The sequence below is a fragment of the Nonomuraea sp. NPDC049684 genome (assembly GCF_044465345.1).
In the GTDB taxonomy this organism is placed as follows: Bacteria; Actinomycetota; Actinomycetes; order Streptosporangiales; family Streptosporangiaceae; genus Nonomuraea.
Genome location: NZ_JBITLO010000021.1, coordinates 122575 through 135560 on the forward strand (window position 1 = coordinate 122575; position 12986 = coordinate 135560).

Annotated in this window: 12 protein-coding genes; 7 read left to right on the forward strand and 5 right to left on the reverse strand. The window is 71.9% G+C overall.

Translation table 11 applies throughout. From position 1 onward, the window contains the following. Positions 1-31: 31 nt before the first annotated feature. Complete coding sequence (locus ACIBST_RS43635; protein ID WP_397179378.1) at positions 32-913, forward strand: TIGR03620 family F420-dependent LLM class oxidoreductase; 882 nt, start codon at positions 32-34, stop codon at positions 911-913. A 66-nt stretch (positions 914-979) separates the two neighbouring features. Then, the gene (locus tag ACIBST_RS43640) at positions 980-1942 is read left to right on the forward strand and encodes an SDR family NAD(P)-dependent oxidoreductase (RefSeq protein WP_397179379.1); all 963 of its coding nucleotides are present in this window, start codon (positions 980-982) and stop codon (positions 1940-1942) included. A gap of 34 nt (positions 1943-1976) precedes the next feature. Here ACIBST_RS43640 and ACIBST_RS43645 read toward each other — a convergent pair whose 3' ends face one another. Further along, complete coding sequence (locus tag ACIBST_RS43645) at positions 1977-2609, reverse strand: DUF47 domain-containing protein (RefSeq protein ID WP_397179380.1); 633 nt, start codon at positions 2607-2609, stop codon at positions 1977-1979. After that, positions 2606-3556 carry an inorganic phosphate transporter gene (locus ACIBST_RS43650; protein WP_397179381.1) on the reverse strand — a complete coding sequence of 317 codons (951 nt, stop codon included), beginning with the start codon at positions 3554-3556 and terminating at the stop codon, positions 2606-2608. The genes ACIBST_RS43645 and ACIBST_RS43650 overlap by 4 nt, the downstream gene beginning before the upstream one ends. A 50-nt stretch (positions 3557-3606) precedes the next feature. On the opposite strand from ACIBST_RS43650, the gene ACIBST_RS43655 reads away from it, so the two are divergent. Genes ACIBST_RS43655 through purU form a run of 4 tightly spaced genes read left to right on the forward strand, consistent with a single transcriptional unit; the run spans position 3607 to position 8963 of the window. Then, positions 3607-4797 carry a pyridoxal-phosphate-dependent aminotransferase family protein gene (locus tag ACIBST_RS43655; RefSeq protein WP_397179382.1) on the forward strand — a complete coding sequence of 397 codons (1191 nt, stop codon included), beginning with the start codon at positions 3607-3609 and terminating at the stop codon, positions 4795-4797. A 7-nt stretch (positions 4798-4804) separates the two neighbouring features. Beyond that, entirely contained in the window at positions 4805-5728 is a 924-nt protein-coding gene (locus tag ACIBST_RS43660) for a LysR family transcriptional regulator (protein ID WP_352360491.1), read from the forward strand. Next, positions 5725-8112, forward strand: a complete 2388-nt coding sequence (locus tag ACIBST_RS43665) for an FAD-dependent oxidoreductase (protein ID WP_397179383.1) — start codon at positions 5725-5727, stop codon at positions 8110-8112. The genes ACIBST_RS43660 and ACIBST_RS43665 overlap by 4 nt, the downstream gene beginning before the upstream one ends. Next, positions 8109-8963 carry a formyltetrahydrofolate deformylase gene (gene purU / locus ACIBST_RS43670; protein WP_352322831.1) on the forward strand — a complete coding sequence of 285 codons (855 nt, stop codon included), beginning with the start codon at positions 8109-8111 and terminating at the stop codon, positions 8961-8963. The genes ACIBST_RS43665 and purU overlap by 4 nt, the downstream gene beginning before the upstream one ends. Before the next feature lie 15 nt (positions 8964-8978). Here purU and ACIBST_RS43675 read toward each other — a convergent pair whose 3' ends face one another. Genes ACIBST_RS43675 through ACIBST_RS43685 form a run of 3 tightly spaced genes read right to left on the reverse strand, consistent with a single transcriptional unit; the run spans position 8979 to position 12194 of the window. Continuing rightward, complete coding sequence (locus tag ACIBST_RS43675; protein ID WP_397179384.1) at positions 8979-9329, reverse strand: VOC family protein; 351 nt, start codon at positions 9327-9329, stop codon at positions 8979-8981. Then, on the reverse strand, positions 9326-10126 hold the full coding sequence (locus ACIBST_RS43680) for a helix-turn-helix domain-containing protein (protein ID WP_397179385.1): 801 nt from the start codon (positions 10124-10126) through the stop codon (positions 9326-9328). Before ACIBST_RS43680 ends, ACIBST_RS43675 begins: the two co-directional genes overlap by 4 nt. A gap of 10 nt (positions 10127-10136) precedes the next feature. Continuing rightward, positions 10137-12194 carry a prolyl oligopeptidase family protein gene (locus ACIBST_RS43685; RefSeq protein ID WP_397179386.1) on the reverse strand — a complete coding sequence of 686 codons (2058 nt, stop codon included), beginning with the start codon at positions 12192-12194 and terminating at the stop codon, positions 10137-10139. A gap of 280 nt (positions 12195-12474) precedes the next feature. On the opposite strand from ACIBST_RS43685, the gene ACIBST_RS43690 reads away from it, so the two are divergent. Continuing rightward, positions 12475-12984 (forward strand): HNH endonuclease, encoded by a 510-nt coding sequence (locus tag ACIBST_RS43690; protein ID WP_352322827.1) that lies wholly within the window; start codon positions 12475-12477, stop codon positions 12982-12984. Positions 12985-12986: the final 2 nt, after the last annotated feature.

Here is a 12986-nt window from a genome sequence, read left to right on the forward strand (position 1 = left end):
TCGATCGAACATTCTAGTCGAGGGAGCGGCCATGGAGACCGGGCACTTCGGAGTGTGGCATCCGCTGTTCGGCAAGGCCCCCGCCGAGCAGGCGCGGCGCGCGGCGGCCCGGATCGAGGAGCTGGGCTACGGCTCCGTGTGGATCAACGAGGGCCGGCAGAGCAAGGAGCCGCTCACCACCGCGGCCGTCCTGCTGGCCGCCACCACCCGGGTCGCGGTCGCGACCGGCATCGCCAGCATCTGGGGCCGCGACGCCACGGGCATGACGGCGGGCGCCAAGACGCTGGCCGACGCCTTCCCGGGCCGCTTCGTGCTGGGCATCGGGGTCAGCCACGGCCCGCTGGTCGGCAGCCGCGGCCACGCCTACGACAAGCCGCTGAGCGCCATGCGCGCCTACCTCGACGGCATGGACGCCGCCGAGGAGGGCCTGCCCGAGGCGCGGGCGCCCCGGCTGCTGGCGGCGCTGCGGCCCCGGATGCTGGAGCTGTCCAGAGACCGGGCCGACGGCGCCCACACCTACTTCGTGCCGCCCGAGCACACCGAGCAGGCCCGCCGCGTCCTCGGGGCGAGCCGGCTGCTGGTGCCCGAGCAGGCCGTGGTGCTGGAGACCGACCCGGCAAGGGCCCGCGAGATCGCCCGCGCCCACCTGGCCTACTACCTGACGCTGCCCAACTATCTGGGCAACCTGCGCGCCCTGGGCTTCACCGACGACGACCTCGCGGGCGGCGGCAGCGACCGGCTGGCCGACGCCATCGTGGCCTGGGGCGACGAAGGGCAGGTCGCCGCGCGGCTGCGGGCCCACCTCGACGCCGGGGCCGACCACGTGGCCGTCCAGCCGCTGTCGGCCGGCGCGCCCGACCTCGACGACGCCCTGAGCCAGCTCCAGCGCCTGGCCCCGGCGCTCGGCCTGTGATCGGCGCGGGCGGGCCCGGCGGGTCGGTTTGACTTAGAGCGCACTCCACTTCGTAACGTCGGTCCCATGACAACGCCTCAGCACAGGATCGGTTCGGGTTTCGGCGCGAGAAGCACCGCGGACGAGGTGCTCAAGGGCATCGACCTCACCGGCAGGGTCGCGCTCGTCACCGGCGGCTACTCCGGCCTCGGCCTGCAGACCACGCGGGCGCTCAGCGGGGCCGGAGCCCAGGTCGTCGTCCCGGCCCGGCGTCGCGGCGCGGCCGAGGAGGCCCTGGCCGGCCTCGACAACGTCGAGGTGGGCGAGCTCGACCTGGGCGACCTCGACAGCGTGCGGCGCTTCGCCGAGGAGTTCCTGGCCTCCGGCCGCGACCTGCACCTCGTGATCGACAACGCCGGCATCATGGCCTGCCCCGAGACGCGGGTCGGCCCCGGCTGGGAGGCCCAGTTCGCCACCAACCACCTCGGCCACTACGCGCTGGTCAACCGCCTGTGGCCGGCCGTCGAGCGCGGCGGCGGCCGGGTCGTGGCCGTCTCCTCCGCCGGCCACCGGCGCTCCGGCATGCGCTGGGACGACGTGATGTTCGAACGCGGCTACGACAAGTGGCAGGCCTACGGCCAGGCCAAGACGGCCAACGTGCTGTTCGCCGTGCACCTCGACGCCCTGGCCAAGGACGCCGGGGTGCGGGCGTTCGCGGTGCACCCCGGCGGCATCCTGACCCCGCTCCAGCGCCACCTGAGCAAGCAGGAGATGGTCGAGGCGGGCTGGATCGACGAGCAGGGCAACCTGCTCAACCCCGGCTTCAAGACCCCTGAGCAGGGCGCGGCCACCCAGGTGTGGGCGGCCACCTCGCCGCAGCTCGACGGCATGGGCGGCGTCTACTGCGAGGACTGCGACATCGCCGAGCGGGCCGACGGCTCCGGCGGCGGGGTCCACCCTTATGCCATCGACCCGGAGCAGGCCGCCCGCCTGTGGCGGTTGTCGGCCGAGCTGACCGGCGTCGACGCCTTCGCCGGACGGACGGCCTGAGGCCGGGCAGCGCCCCCAGGGCCGGCCTGACCGGTCAGCGTTTCATGGCGCCGTCGGCGATGGCGTCCGCCGCCTCGCCGATGGCCATGCCCACGATCTCCAGGCGGCGCACCAGCTCGCGCTGTTTGAGCGCGTCCGAGGTGACCTCGGCGGAGAAGATCCTGGAGATCTCGTACTGGTACATGCGCCGGATCGCGCCGCCGGCCTTCTTGGCCTCCAGGGCGTCCTGGACCACCGCCGAGGGCCGGGCGGCCAGGCCGCGCACGGCGCTCTCCAGGGCGTCGATGCCCACGATGACCTGGTCGAGCAGCGGCGTGAAGCGGATCTGGTCGGGCACCCGGTACAGGTGCGACTCGCGCACGAAGTCCCGCAGCGAGTCCAGCACGTCGTCGATCGAGCGCGACAGGCGGAACAGGTCCTCGGGGTCGATGGGCGTGACCAGCGCGGTCTTGAGCTCCTCGACCAGGCGGGCGCGCTCCTCGTCGCCGAGGTGCTCGATCGCGCGCATCCGCTCGTGCGCGCCGGTCCTGCCGACCTCGCCGCCGATCATGGCCATCGCCAGCCACGCGCCCTGCTTGGTGGCCTTGAGCTGGCCGAGCAGGGCGCCGGTGAGCGCGCCGTCCATGCGGCCGGTCATGAGGTCCCGGATCCGGCGCCATCGCTTCACCACGTCCCCCTCAGCCCCTTCAGGACGAACGCCGCCGTCGCGGCCAGCAGCGCGCTCAGCGGGAGCGTCAGCAGCCAGGCCACGACGATCTTGACGGCGGCGTACCAGCGGACCCGGCCGCCGCCCTGCGCGACCCCGGCGCCGACCAGCCCGCCGGCCACGGCCTGGGTCATGCTCACGGGCATACCCAGCGCGGCGCAGGCGAGCACGGCGGTGCCCGCGGCCAGTTCGGCGGCGACGCCGTGCGCGGGCCGGGAGACGATGATCTCGCGGCTCAGCGTACGGCCCGCCCTGGGCAGCCCGTAGAGCGCGCCGAGCCCGAACAGCACCGCCACCAGCGCGGTGCAGGCCAGGGGCGCGCCCTGGAAGCCGAGCGCGATCATGAAGACGGCCAGCATCTTCTGCCCGTCGTTGGCCGCGTAGGCGAGCGTCTGGAGCAGGAACCCGGCCCAGTGCCAGCGGGCCAGGCCGGGCGCGTCGGTCACCCGGACGAGCAGCCGGATGAGCAGCCACGACAGCAGCGCTCCCACGAACGGCGCGGCCAGCCCGAAGGCCAGCACGAGCGCCACCGAGCCGCCCGACACCGGCAGCCCCCACCCCAGCCCGGCCCCGGTGAGCCCGCCCACCACGGCCAGCGTGAGGCTGGTCGGCCGGCCCTTCGCGCTGAGCGTGAACACCACCGCCAGCGCGCAGAGCACGGCCACCGTCGTCGCGGCCTGGCCGCCGGGGGCGTGGAAGCCCGCCAGCCGGTTCACGAACGTCAGCGCCACCTGGTGGGTGACCAGCGGGACCACCGTGACGAGCAGCACCAGCGAGAGGATGCCGACGGCCGGCCTGATCACCGGCAGCTTGAGCCCGGTCGCCAGCAGCGCCCCGCCGTCGTTGATCCCGGACACGACGGCGAACAGCCCCGCGACCCCGATCAGTACGACGGTCTCCAACGGCACGTGTCCCATCCCATTCGGCGCTGCTCGGCACGGACAAGCCCGATTCCCTTATGGCCCTCATAGGTGAATGGCGGCTGTCCCATGCGGCGCCACCCCGGATAGCGTCCGTAATGCCCGATAACTACCCAAGATCGAGTGGATTGATGGACGAAGAACTCATTCTGTTGAATCCCGGGCCCGCATGTACATCGAAGCGCGTCAAGGACGCCCTGCTTCGCGGCGACCTCTGCCACCGCGAGCCCGAGTTCACGGAGTTGCTGTTCAGGATCCGCGAGGCCCTGCCCCGGTGCCTGAACCTCGGCGGCACGCACGAGGCGCTGCTGGTCACCGGGTCGGGAACCGCGGCCATGGAGATGGCGGTCATCAGCTCCGTCCGCGCTGGACGCGGCGTGCTCGTCGTGAACAACGGCGTCTACGGCGACCGGATGATCAAGATCGCGAAGGCGCACGGCATCCCGTTCCACGAGGTCAGGAGCGACTGGACGGTCCCGGCCGACCCCGAGGCCGTCCGGGCGGCGCTGGCCGGGCGCGACGACGTGGACGCCGTGGTCTGCGTGCACCACGAGACCACGACCGGCCTGATCAACCCGATCAAGGAGATCGGCGAGGTCGTGGCCGAGCACGGCGCGCTGTTCGTGATCGACGCGATCAGCGGCACCGCGATCGAGGACCAGGACCTGGCGCAGGTCAGGGCGGACGTCGTCTGCGGCACCGCCAACAAGGGCCTGCACGGGCTGCCCGGCATGTCGTTCATCCTGTGCAGCGAGGCCGCCGTCGAGCGGATCCAGGAGGCGCCGGCGCGCAGCCTCTACCTCAACGCCGCCAGCTACCTGGCCGGTCAGCGCAAGGGCGACGTGCCGTTCACCCCGGCCGTTCAGGTCTGCTACTCCCTCGACGAGGCGATCAAGGAGTACCAGGAGGCGGGCGGCTTCGCGGCGCGGACCCGGCTGTACCGCGAGCGGGCGGCCCTCGTCCGCGGCCAGTTCGAGCGTCTGGGCCTGGAAATCCTCGTTGATGAACAATTCAGGTCAAACACCGTAACAATGCTTCATCTCCCCGAAAACGTAACTTATGCCGCGCTTCATGATGAGCTCAAAAAGCGCGGTTACGTTATCTACGCCGGTCAGGGGCAACTTTCCGCGGACTTCTTCAGGATCTGCACGATGGGCGAGATCCCCTGGCACCGGCTGGAACAGCTCGAGGACGCGCTCCGAGAGTCGATCGAGGCAGCTAGGGGTTAACGACGACATGCAGCTCAACCTGCACCGGCTCTGGATCTTCATGACGGTCGTGGAGTGCGGCGGCTTCTCGGCCGCGGCGCAGAAGCTCTACCTCAGCCAGCCGTCCGTGTCACACCAGGTCAGGCAGCTTGAGCAGGCGCTCCGCGCCACGCTGATCGACCGCAGCGGCGCCCGCATCAGGCTCACCCCCGAGGGCGAGGTGATGCTGGAGTACGCCAGGCGGGTGTTCCTGCTGGCCGACGAGGCCGTGGCCGCCATCCGGCAGGTCTCCGGGCTGCAGACCGGCAAGCTGGTCGCGGGAGGCACCACCACCGTCGGCACGTACCTCCTGCCGCCGTTGCTGGCCGCCTTCCGCGACCGTCATCCGGGCATCGAGCTCGGCATCCAGGTCGGCAACGGCCAGCGGGTCGAGCGCGGCCTGGTGGACGGCGAGATCGGCGTCGCGGTGCTGGCCGGCGAGCCCGGCGCGGCGCAGCTCGTCAGCGAGCCGATCCTGGAGGACCGGCTCGTCGTCATCACCCAGCCGGGCCACCGGCTGTCCAGCAAGGGCCGCGCCGAGCCCGCCGACCTCACGGGCGAGTTCTTCCTCATCCGCGAGCCCGGCTCCTCCACCCGCGAGCTCCAGGAACAGGCGCTGGAGACGTGGGGGCTCGAAGAGGCCGGCCGCAGCGAGATCTGGGGCCCGGAGACGATCAAACAGGCGGTCGCCGCGGGGCTCGGCGTCTCGCTGGTGTCCGAGCACTGCGTCGAGCAGGAGCTCGCCGACGGGCGGCTGGCGGCCCTGGAGGTGCTGCCCGCGCCCAAGCCCCGCCCCATCGTGCTGGCCCACCGCCGCGACCGGCTGCTGGGGCCCGCCGAGCAGGCGTTCATCGCCATGCTGCGCAACGTCCGCAGCTGGCCGGGGATCAATCGCTTGAGGAGCATCTCTTGACATCCCTGCCCTCCCGGGCACAGGTCGTGATCATCGGCGGCGGCATCGCGGGCTGCAGCGTGGCCTACCACCTGTCCGAGCTGGGCTGGACCGACGTCGTGCTGCTCGAACAGGGGCAGCTCTCCTGCGGCACCACCTGGCACGCCGCCGGGCTCGTCGGCCAGCTCCGCAGCACCGAGAGCATGACCAGGCTGATCAAGTACAGCACCGACCTGTACGCCCGCCTGGAGGCCGAGACCGGCTTCGGCACCGGCTGGCGGCAGTGCGGCAGCGTCAGCGTGGCCCGCACCCCCGAGCGCATGACCCAGTTGCGGCGCAGCGCCGCCGCCGCCCGGAACTACGGCATCCAGGCCGAGGTCGTCAGCGCGCGCGAGGCGGGCGAGCTGTGGCCGGTCATGCGCACCGACGACCTGGTGGGCGGCGTCTGGCTGCCCGGCGACGGCAAGGCCAATCCCTCGGACCTGACGCAGGCGCTGGCCAGGGGCGCGCAGCGGCACGGCGTCCAGGTGATCGAGCGGGTCCGCGTCACCGGCGTCAGCGTGCGCGACGGCGTCGTGCGCGGCGTGCAGACCTCCGAGGGCCACATCGAGACCGAGGTGCTGGTCAACTGCGCCGGGCAGTGGGCCAAGGAGGTCGGCAGGATGGCCGGCGCGACCGTCCCGCTGCACTCGGCCGAGCACTACTACGTGGTGACCGAACGCATCCTCGGCGTACGCCCCGACCTGCCCGTGCTGCGCGACCCCGACGGCTACGCCTACCTCAAGGAGGAGGTCGGCGGCCTGGTCGTGGGCGGTTTCGAGCCGGACGCCAAGCCCTGGGGCATGGACGGCATCCCCCACCCCTTCGAGTTCCAGCTCCTGGAGGAGGACTGGGACCAGTTCGCGATCATCATGGAGAACGCGATCCGGCGCGTCCCGGCGCTGGAGAGCGCCGGGGTCAGGATGTTCTACAACGGGCCGGAGAGCTTCACGCCCGACAACATGTTCCTGCTGGGCGAGACGCCCGAGGTGCGCGGCCTGTTCGTCGGCGCCGGGTTCAACTCGGCCGGCATCGCCTCGGCGGGCGGCGCGGGCCGGGCGCTGGCCGAGTGGATCGTGCACGGCGAGCCGACCGGCGACCTGTGGCCCGCCGACATCCGGCGCTTCGCCCGCTGGGCCGGCAACGACACCTGGCTGCGCGAGCGGGTCACCGAGACGCTGGGGCTGCACTACGCGATGCCCTGGCCGGACCGCGAGCTCCGGACCGCCCGGCCGCTGCGCCGCTCGCCGGTGCACCACCTGCTGGCGCAGGCCGGCGCGTGCTTCGGGTCGAAGATGGGCTGGGAGCGGGTCAACTACTTCGGGCCCGCCACGCCGTCCACGTTCGGGCGGCCGGAGTGGCAGCCGTACGTGGACGCCGAGGTGGCGGCCTGCCGGAACGCCGCGGCGCTGTTCGACCAGACGGCCTTCTCCAAGTTCGTCCTCAAGGGCCCCGAGGCCATGGAGGCGTTGCAGTGGCTGTGCACCGCCGACGTGGACGTCGAGCCCGGCCGGGTCGTCTACACCGGCCTGCTCAACGACCGGGGCGGCTACGAGTCGGACCTGACGGTGACGCGCGTGGCCCGCGACGAGTACCTGATCGTGACCGGCTCGGCCCAGACCACCAGGGACTTCGACCACATCTCCAAGGGCCTCGGCGACCGGCGGGCGGCCCTGGTGGACGTCACCGGCGCGTACGCGGTCTTCGGCGTGATGGGCCCCTCGTCCAGGACGATCCTGCAGTCGGTGTCCAAGTCCGACTTCTCCGCCTTCGACTTCGGCACGTCCCGCTGGGTCGACCTCGGCCACGCCACCGTGCGCGCCACCCGCGTCACGTACGTCGGCGAGCTGGGCTGGGAGTTGTACGTGCCCGCCGAGTTCGCCGTCACCGTGCACGAGACGCTCATGGGCGCCGGCGGCCTGACCCAGGCCGGTCACTACGCCATCGAGGCCATGCGCATCGAGAAGGGCTACCGCGCCTGGGGCCGCGAGCTGGGCCCCGAGATCACCCCCGCCGCCGCCGGACTGCGTTTCACCTGCAAGAAGAGCGGCGGCTACCGGGGAGCGCGGCACGCCCTGGAGACGCCGTCGCGCAGGGTAGTCTCGATCGTGCTGGACGACCCCGCCGCACACCTGTGGGGCGGCGAGTCCCTGCTGTCCGACGGCGTCCCGGTGGGCTACGTCACCTCGGCGGCCCACAGCCCCACGCTCGGCAGGTCCGTGGCGCTGGGCTTCGTTACCGAGGTCTCGCAGGAAGGCGGCGTCACGCTGGAGAAGGTGGAGGTCGACGTGGCCGGCGACCTGTACTCTGCCCAGATCAGCCTCAAGGCGCCCTACGATCCCACGTCCGCGAGAGTGAAGGCATGAGCAGCCACGCCGAGTACATCCTGACCCTGTCCTGCCCCGACCGCCCCGGCGTGGTGGCCGCCGTCTCCGGCCTGCTGGCGGCGCACGGGTGCAACATCATCGAGAGCCAGCAGTTCGGCGACCGGGTCGCCCAGCGGTTCTTCATGCGCGTGCAGTTCTCCGGCCCGCTCGGCGAGGACGAGCTGGGCGCCGCCTTCGCCGCCCTGGCCCCCGACTTCGCCATGGAGTTCAGGCTGCGCGACGTGGCCAGGAAGCCGCGCGTGCTGATCATGGTCAGCCGGTTCGACCACTGCCTCAACGACCTGCTTTACCGGGTCAGGTCCAAGACGCTCGGCATCGAGGTCGTCGCGGTCGCCTCCAACCACCCCGACCTGCGCCCGCTCACCCAGTCGTACGGCATCGACTACCACCACCTGCCGATCACGCCCGAGACCAAGCCGAGGCAGGAGGCCGAGGTGCTGGCCCTGGTCGAGCACTACCAGGTCGACCTGGTGGTGCTGGCCCGCTACATGCAGGTGCTGTCGGAGGACCTGTGCGAGAAGCTGGCCGGGCGGGCGATCAACATCCACCACTCGTTCCTGCCGTCGTTCAAGGGCGCCAAGCCCTACCACCAGGCCCACAACCGGGGCGTCAAGCTCATCGGCGCCACGGCCCACTACGTGACCTCCGACCTCGACGAGGGGCCGATCATCGAGCAGGAGGTCGCTCGCGTCAACCACAGCCACTCGCCCGACGACCTCGTGCGCATCGGGCGCGACGTGGAGTGCGTGGCGCTGGCCCGCGCGGTCCAGTGGCACGCCGAGCAGCGCGTCCTGCTCGACGGCCACAAGACCGTCGTCTTCCCCCGCTGACCCCTGCCTGCGGCTTTACGGGCGGTACGTCCCGAAGAACCAGGAGTTGCCTTCGGGGTCCTGGCAGGCGTACTCGCGCGAGCCGTACGGCTGGTCGGTGAGCTCCATGGTGATCACGGCGCCCGCGGCCCTGGCGTGATCGTGGTGGGCGTCGACGTCGTCGACCGCGATGTAGACGCCGGGGCCGCCCGGCCTCCCCCGGCCGATCATGATCAGGTCGTCCTCGACGAACAGCTCGGCGTGCACGACGACCCCGGACTCGTCCTTCGACGACTCGTGCACCCGGAACCCGAACGCCCCGGTCAGGAAGTCGAGCGCCGCCTGCGGGTTCTCGTAGCGGGCCAGTGCGTAGACAGTGCGTTTCATGGCTCCAGCATGTCCGGCGGCCCGCCCGCGGGTCTTGGACGAATCTGACCAGGCGTGGTGCCGCCGAGCGCCCGGAACTCCCGGTTGAGATGGGCCTGGTCGTAGAAGCCGCACTCGGCCGCGACCGCGGCGATCGGCCTGCCGGAGCGCACCAGCCGCGCCGCCCGGCCGAACCTGATCACCCGGGCCGCCGTCTTGGGGGCCAGCCCGACCTGGTCGTGGAAGCGGGCCACCAGATGCCGGTGGCTCCAGCCCAGCGACGCGGCCAGCGACGACACGGCCAGCCGCCCGCCCGACTCCAACAGCCGCGCCCACGCCCACGGCAGCTCAGGGCCCACCTGCGGCCCGGCCAGGATGCGCGCGGTCAGCAGCCGGTCGGTCAGGGCCAGCCGCGCCCGCCACGACGGCGTCGCGGCCAGCCGGTCGAGCAGCTCCCCGGCCCACGGCCCGAGCACGGACTCCACCGGGACCACCCGGCTGGTCAGGTGGCGCATCGGCAGCCCGTACAGCCGCCGCGCGCCGAACGGCGTGAGCACCACCTCCACGCCCTCGCACGGCCCCTCGACGCGGGTGAGCGCGAACCGGTCGGCGAGCCCGCCCGCGAACGCCCTGACCCGCTCCCCGTACGCCTCCATCGGCGCGCCGACGCCCAGGATGAGCACCGCCCCGGGAAGGGCGGCCTCGGCGCGCGTGACGGGCGCGGGATAGTGCTCGCTGTAGGCGCAGAGCCGCGTGACGTACGGCCGCAGCGCAGCGCTGGGGACGGCCTCGACGATGGCCGGCCCCGGGCTGCTCATGCCCCCGACACTACAGACCGGTGTGCCGGGCCAGGAAGGTCAGCGTGTCGGCCGACAGGTCGACCGTCCGGCTCACCGAGCGGGCGCCGTGGCCCACCTCGGCCTCGTTGCGCAGCAGCACCGGCCGACCGGCCGCCGAGGCGTGCTGCAACGCCGCGCACATCTTCCAGGCGTGCAGCGGGTGCACCCGCGTGTCGGACTGGAAGACGGTGAACAACGTCGCCGGGTAGGCCACCGACTCCTCGACCCGGTGGTAGGGCGAATACCCCCACAACCAGCCGAACTGCTCGGGGTCGTCGGCGCTGCCGTACTCGACGTTCCAGGTGGCGCCGAGGCCGAACTTCTCGTACCTGATCATGTCGAGCAGCGGCGCCGAGCAGACCACGGCCGCGTACAGGTCGGGACGCTGCGTCAGCGCGGCGCCCACCAGCAGGCCGCCGTTGGAGCCGCCGGAGATGCCGAGCTGCTCGCGGGTGGTGACGCCGGTCTCGATGAGGTGCTCGGCCGCGGCGTGGAAGTCGTCGAACACGTTCTGCTTGTTGGCCAGCATGCCCGCGCGGTGCCAGTCCTCGCCCTCCTCGCCGCCGCCGCGCAGGTTGGCGATGGCGTAGACGCCGCCCGCCTCGACCCAGGCCAGGATGGAGGCCGAGTAGCCGGGGGTCATGGACAGGCCGAAGCCGCCGTAGCCGTACAGGATCGTCGGACGCGGGCCGGGCTGCTCGTCGGCGGGGGAGATGATCAGCATCCGGACGTCGGTGCCGTCCTTCGACCGGTACACCACCTGCGACGTACGCACCGGCGGCACCTCGACCGCGCCCGGCGAGGCGGCCCACAGCGTGGTCTCGCCCGTGCGGGCGTCGTAGCGCTGGATCGTCGGCGGCGTGGTGTTGTCGGTGTAGCCGAACCACGCCTCGAAGCCGCCCTCGGGACGCTCGGAGATGCCGCCGATCGTGCCCAGCCCCGGCGTCGGCACCGAGCCGACGCGCTCGCCGGTCGCCAGGTCGTGGACGGTGATCTCGCTGATCGCGTGGCGGGTCCAGCCCACCAGCATGACCGGGCGCTCCAGGTCGTCGAGGATCGCGAAGTCGGACAGCACCGCCTCGGGGTCCTCGGGGATCAGGTCACGCCAGGTCTCGTAGCCGGGGTCGGCCGGGTCGGTCACGCACACCCGGCCGCGGGAGGCGTCCCTGTCGGTGTGGACGTAGAGCCGGCCGTCGCGGCCGAACACCAGGGCGGTCTGCGCGTCGACGCCCTCCTGCACCACCTTCAGGTCGGGGGAGTCGGCGGGCGAGGCGGTCAGGTCGGCCACCCACAGGTCGTTGCGCGGCGCGGTGCCCTCGTGCGCCGACACCTGGAGCCAGCGGCCGTCGCGCGAGACGGAGACGCCGTAGTAGTTGGTCATCTTCAGCCCCTGGCCGAAGATCATCACGTCGTCCTCGGTCGAGGTGCCGACGCGGTGGAGGTAGACGCGGCGGTGGAACTGCGCCTCGTTCTCCGGCACCTCGGTGCGCGGCAGCCTGCGCACGTAGTAGAACGCCTCGCCGCCGGGCAGCCAGGCGATGGGGGAGTAGCGGCAGCGGTCGATCGGGCCCTCGACGCGCATCCCGGTGGCGACGTCCATGATGTAGAGGACCGACTCCTCGTCGCCGCCCACCGAGATCTGGTAGGCCAGCAGCCGCCCTTCCTTGTCGGGCTGCACGGCGTCGAGCGTGGTGAGACCGGACGGGTCGATCTCCATCGGGTCGATCAGGGCCCGCTCGGTGCCGTCGGCCTCGACCACGTAGTAGACCGCGTGCTCCTGGTCGGGCGTGCGGCGGGAGAAGAACCGGCGCTCCCCGCGCCAGGCCGGAGCCCCCACCGAGCCGGACCGCAGCAGCTCGGCGATGCGGTCCTTGAACCGCTGCTCGCCACGGCTGGCGTTGAACAGCTCGGCCTGCGCGAGCAGCCACTCCTTGGTGTCCGGGCTGTCAGGGTCCTCCAACCACCGGTACGGGTCGGGGACGGGCGTTTCATGCAGGATGTCGACGACGTCTTCGCGGCGTGCCGTCGGATAAGGCTCTCGCGTCATGCCAGGAACCCTACTGCCAAGGTGGGGGCGTAAAGCGCTGGTGAAGCGGGCATAAAACGTAACGTGTGTCCCTCTGGTCATTCCGGCTTGAAGATTATGGGGTGGCGGGGACGCTACGGCTAACGCCAGACTTGGTGACAGGACGGTGCCGTGGTGACCATCCGCTGGACCGTCCGGCGGAGGTCCATGTGACGGAAGCACCAGTGCCCCAGGAGGGGCCGACAGGCGGGACATGCCACGGCATGTCCCCTTTGATACGCGCGCGGCAGGGAGAGGCCCGATGACGCGCCAGGTCCTGCTGCTCAACGCCACCTACGAGCCGCTCACCACGCTCTCGCTCCACCGGGCCATCGTGCTCGTGCTGCGGGAGAAGGCCGACGTCGTGCACCGCGACGGGCGGGGCGCCCAGCTCCGCTCGGCGAGCTGCACCCTCGACGTGCCCTCGGTGATCAGGCTCCGCAGATACGTCCGCATCCCCTACCGGTCCAGAATCCCGCTGACCAGGGCCGCCCTCATGCGGCGCGACGACTACCGCTGCGCCTACTGCGGGCAGCGGGCCGAGACCATCGACCACGTCATCCCGAGATCGCGCGGCGGCACCCACACGTGGGAGAACTGCGTCGCCTCGTGCACGACCTGCAACCACCGCAAGGCCGACAAATACCTGGAGGAGCTGGGATGGACGCTGCGCGTGCTCCCGGCGGTGCCGAGGGGCGCCCACTGGCGGCTCATCGGCGCCTCGCTCGTCGGCGATCCTCAATGGGCGCCCTACCTGGAGGCGGCGGCCTAGCA

Coding starts and splice junctions, on each gene's coding strand:
- ACIBST_RS43635 (WP_397179378.1), top strand. CDS start 32: ATGGAGACCGGGCACTTCGGAGTGTGGCATCCGCTGTTCGGCAAGGCC.
- ACIBST_RS43640 (WP_397179379.1), top strand. CDS start 980: ATGACAACGCCTCAGCACAGGATCGGTTCGGGTTTCGGCGCGAGAAGC.
- ACIBST_RS43655 (WP_397179382.1), top strand. CDS start 3,607: ATGGCCCTCATAGGTGAATGGCGGCTGTCCCATGCGGCGCCACCCCGG.
- ACIBST_RS43660 (WP_352360491.1), top strand. CDS start 4,805: ATGCAGCTCAACCTGCACCGGCTCTGGATCTTCATGACGGTCGTGGAG.
- purU (WP_352322831.1), top strand. CDS start 8,109: ATGAGCAGCCACGCCGAGTACATCCTGACCCTGTCCTGCCCCGACCGC.
- ACIBST_RS43675 (WP_397179384.1), bottom strand. CDS start 9,329: ATGAAACGCACTGTCTACGCACTGGCCCGCTACGAGAACCCGCAGGCG.
- ACIBST_RS43680 (WP_397179385.1), bottom strand. CDS start 10,126: ATGAGCAGCCCGGGGCCGGCCATCGTCGAGGCCGTCCCCAGCGCTGCG.
- ACIBST_RS43685 (WP_397179386.1), bottom strand. CDS start 12,194: ATGACGCGAGAGCCTTATCCGACGGCACGCCGCGAAGACGTCGTCGAC.
- ACIBST_RS43690 (WP_352322827.1), top strand. CDS start 12,475: ATGACGCGCCAGGTCCTGCTGCTCAACGCCACCTACGAGCCGCTCACC.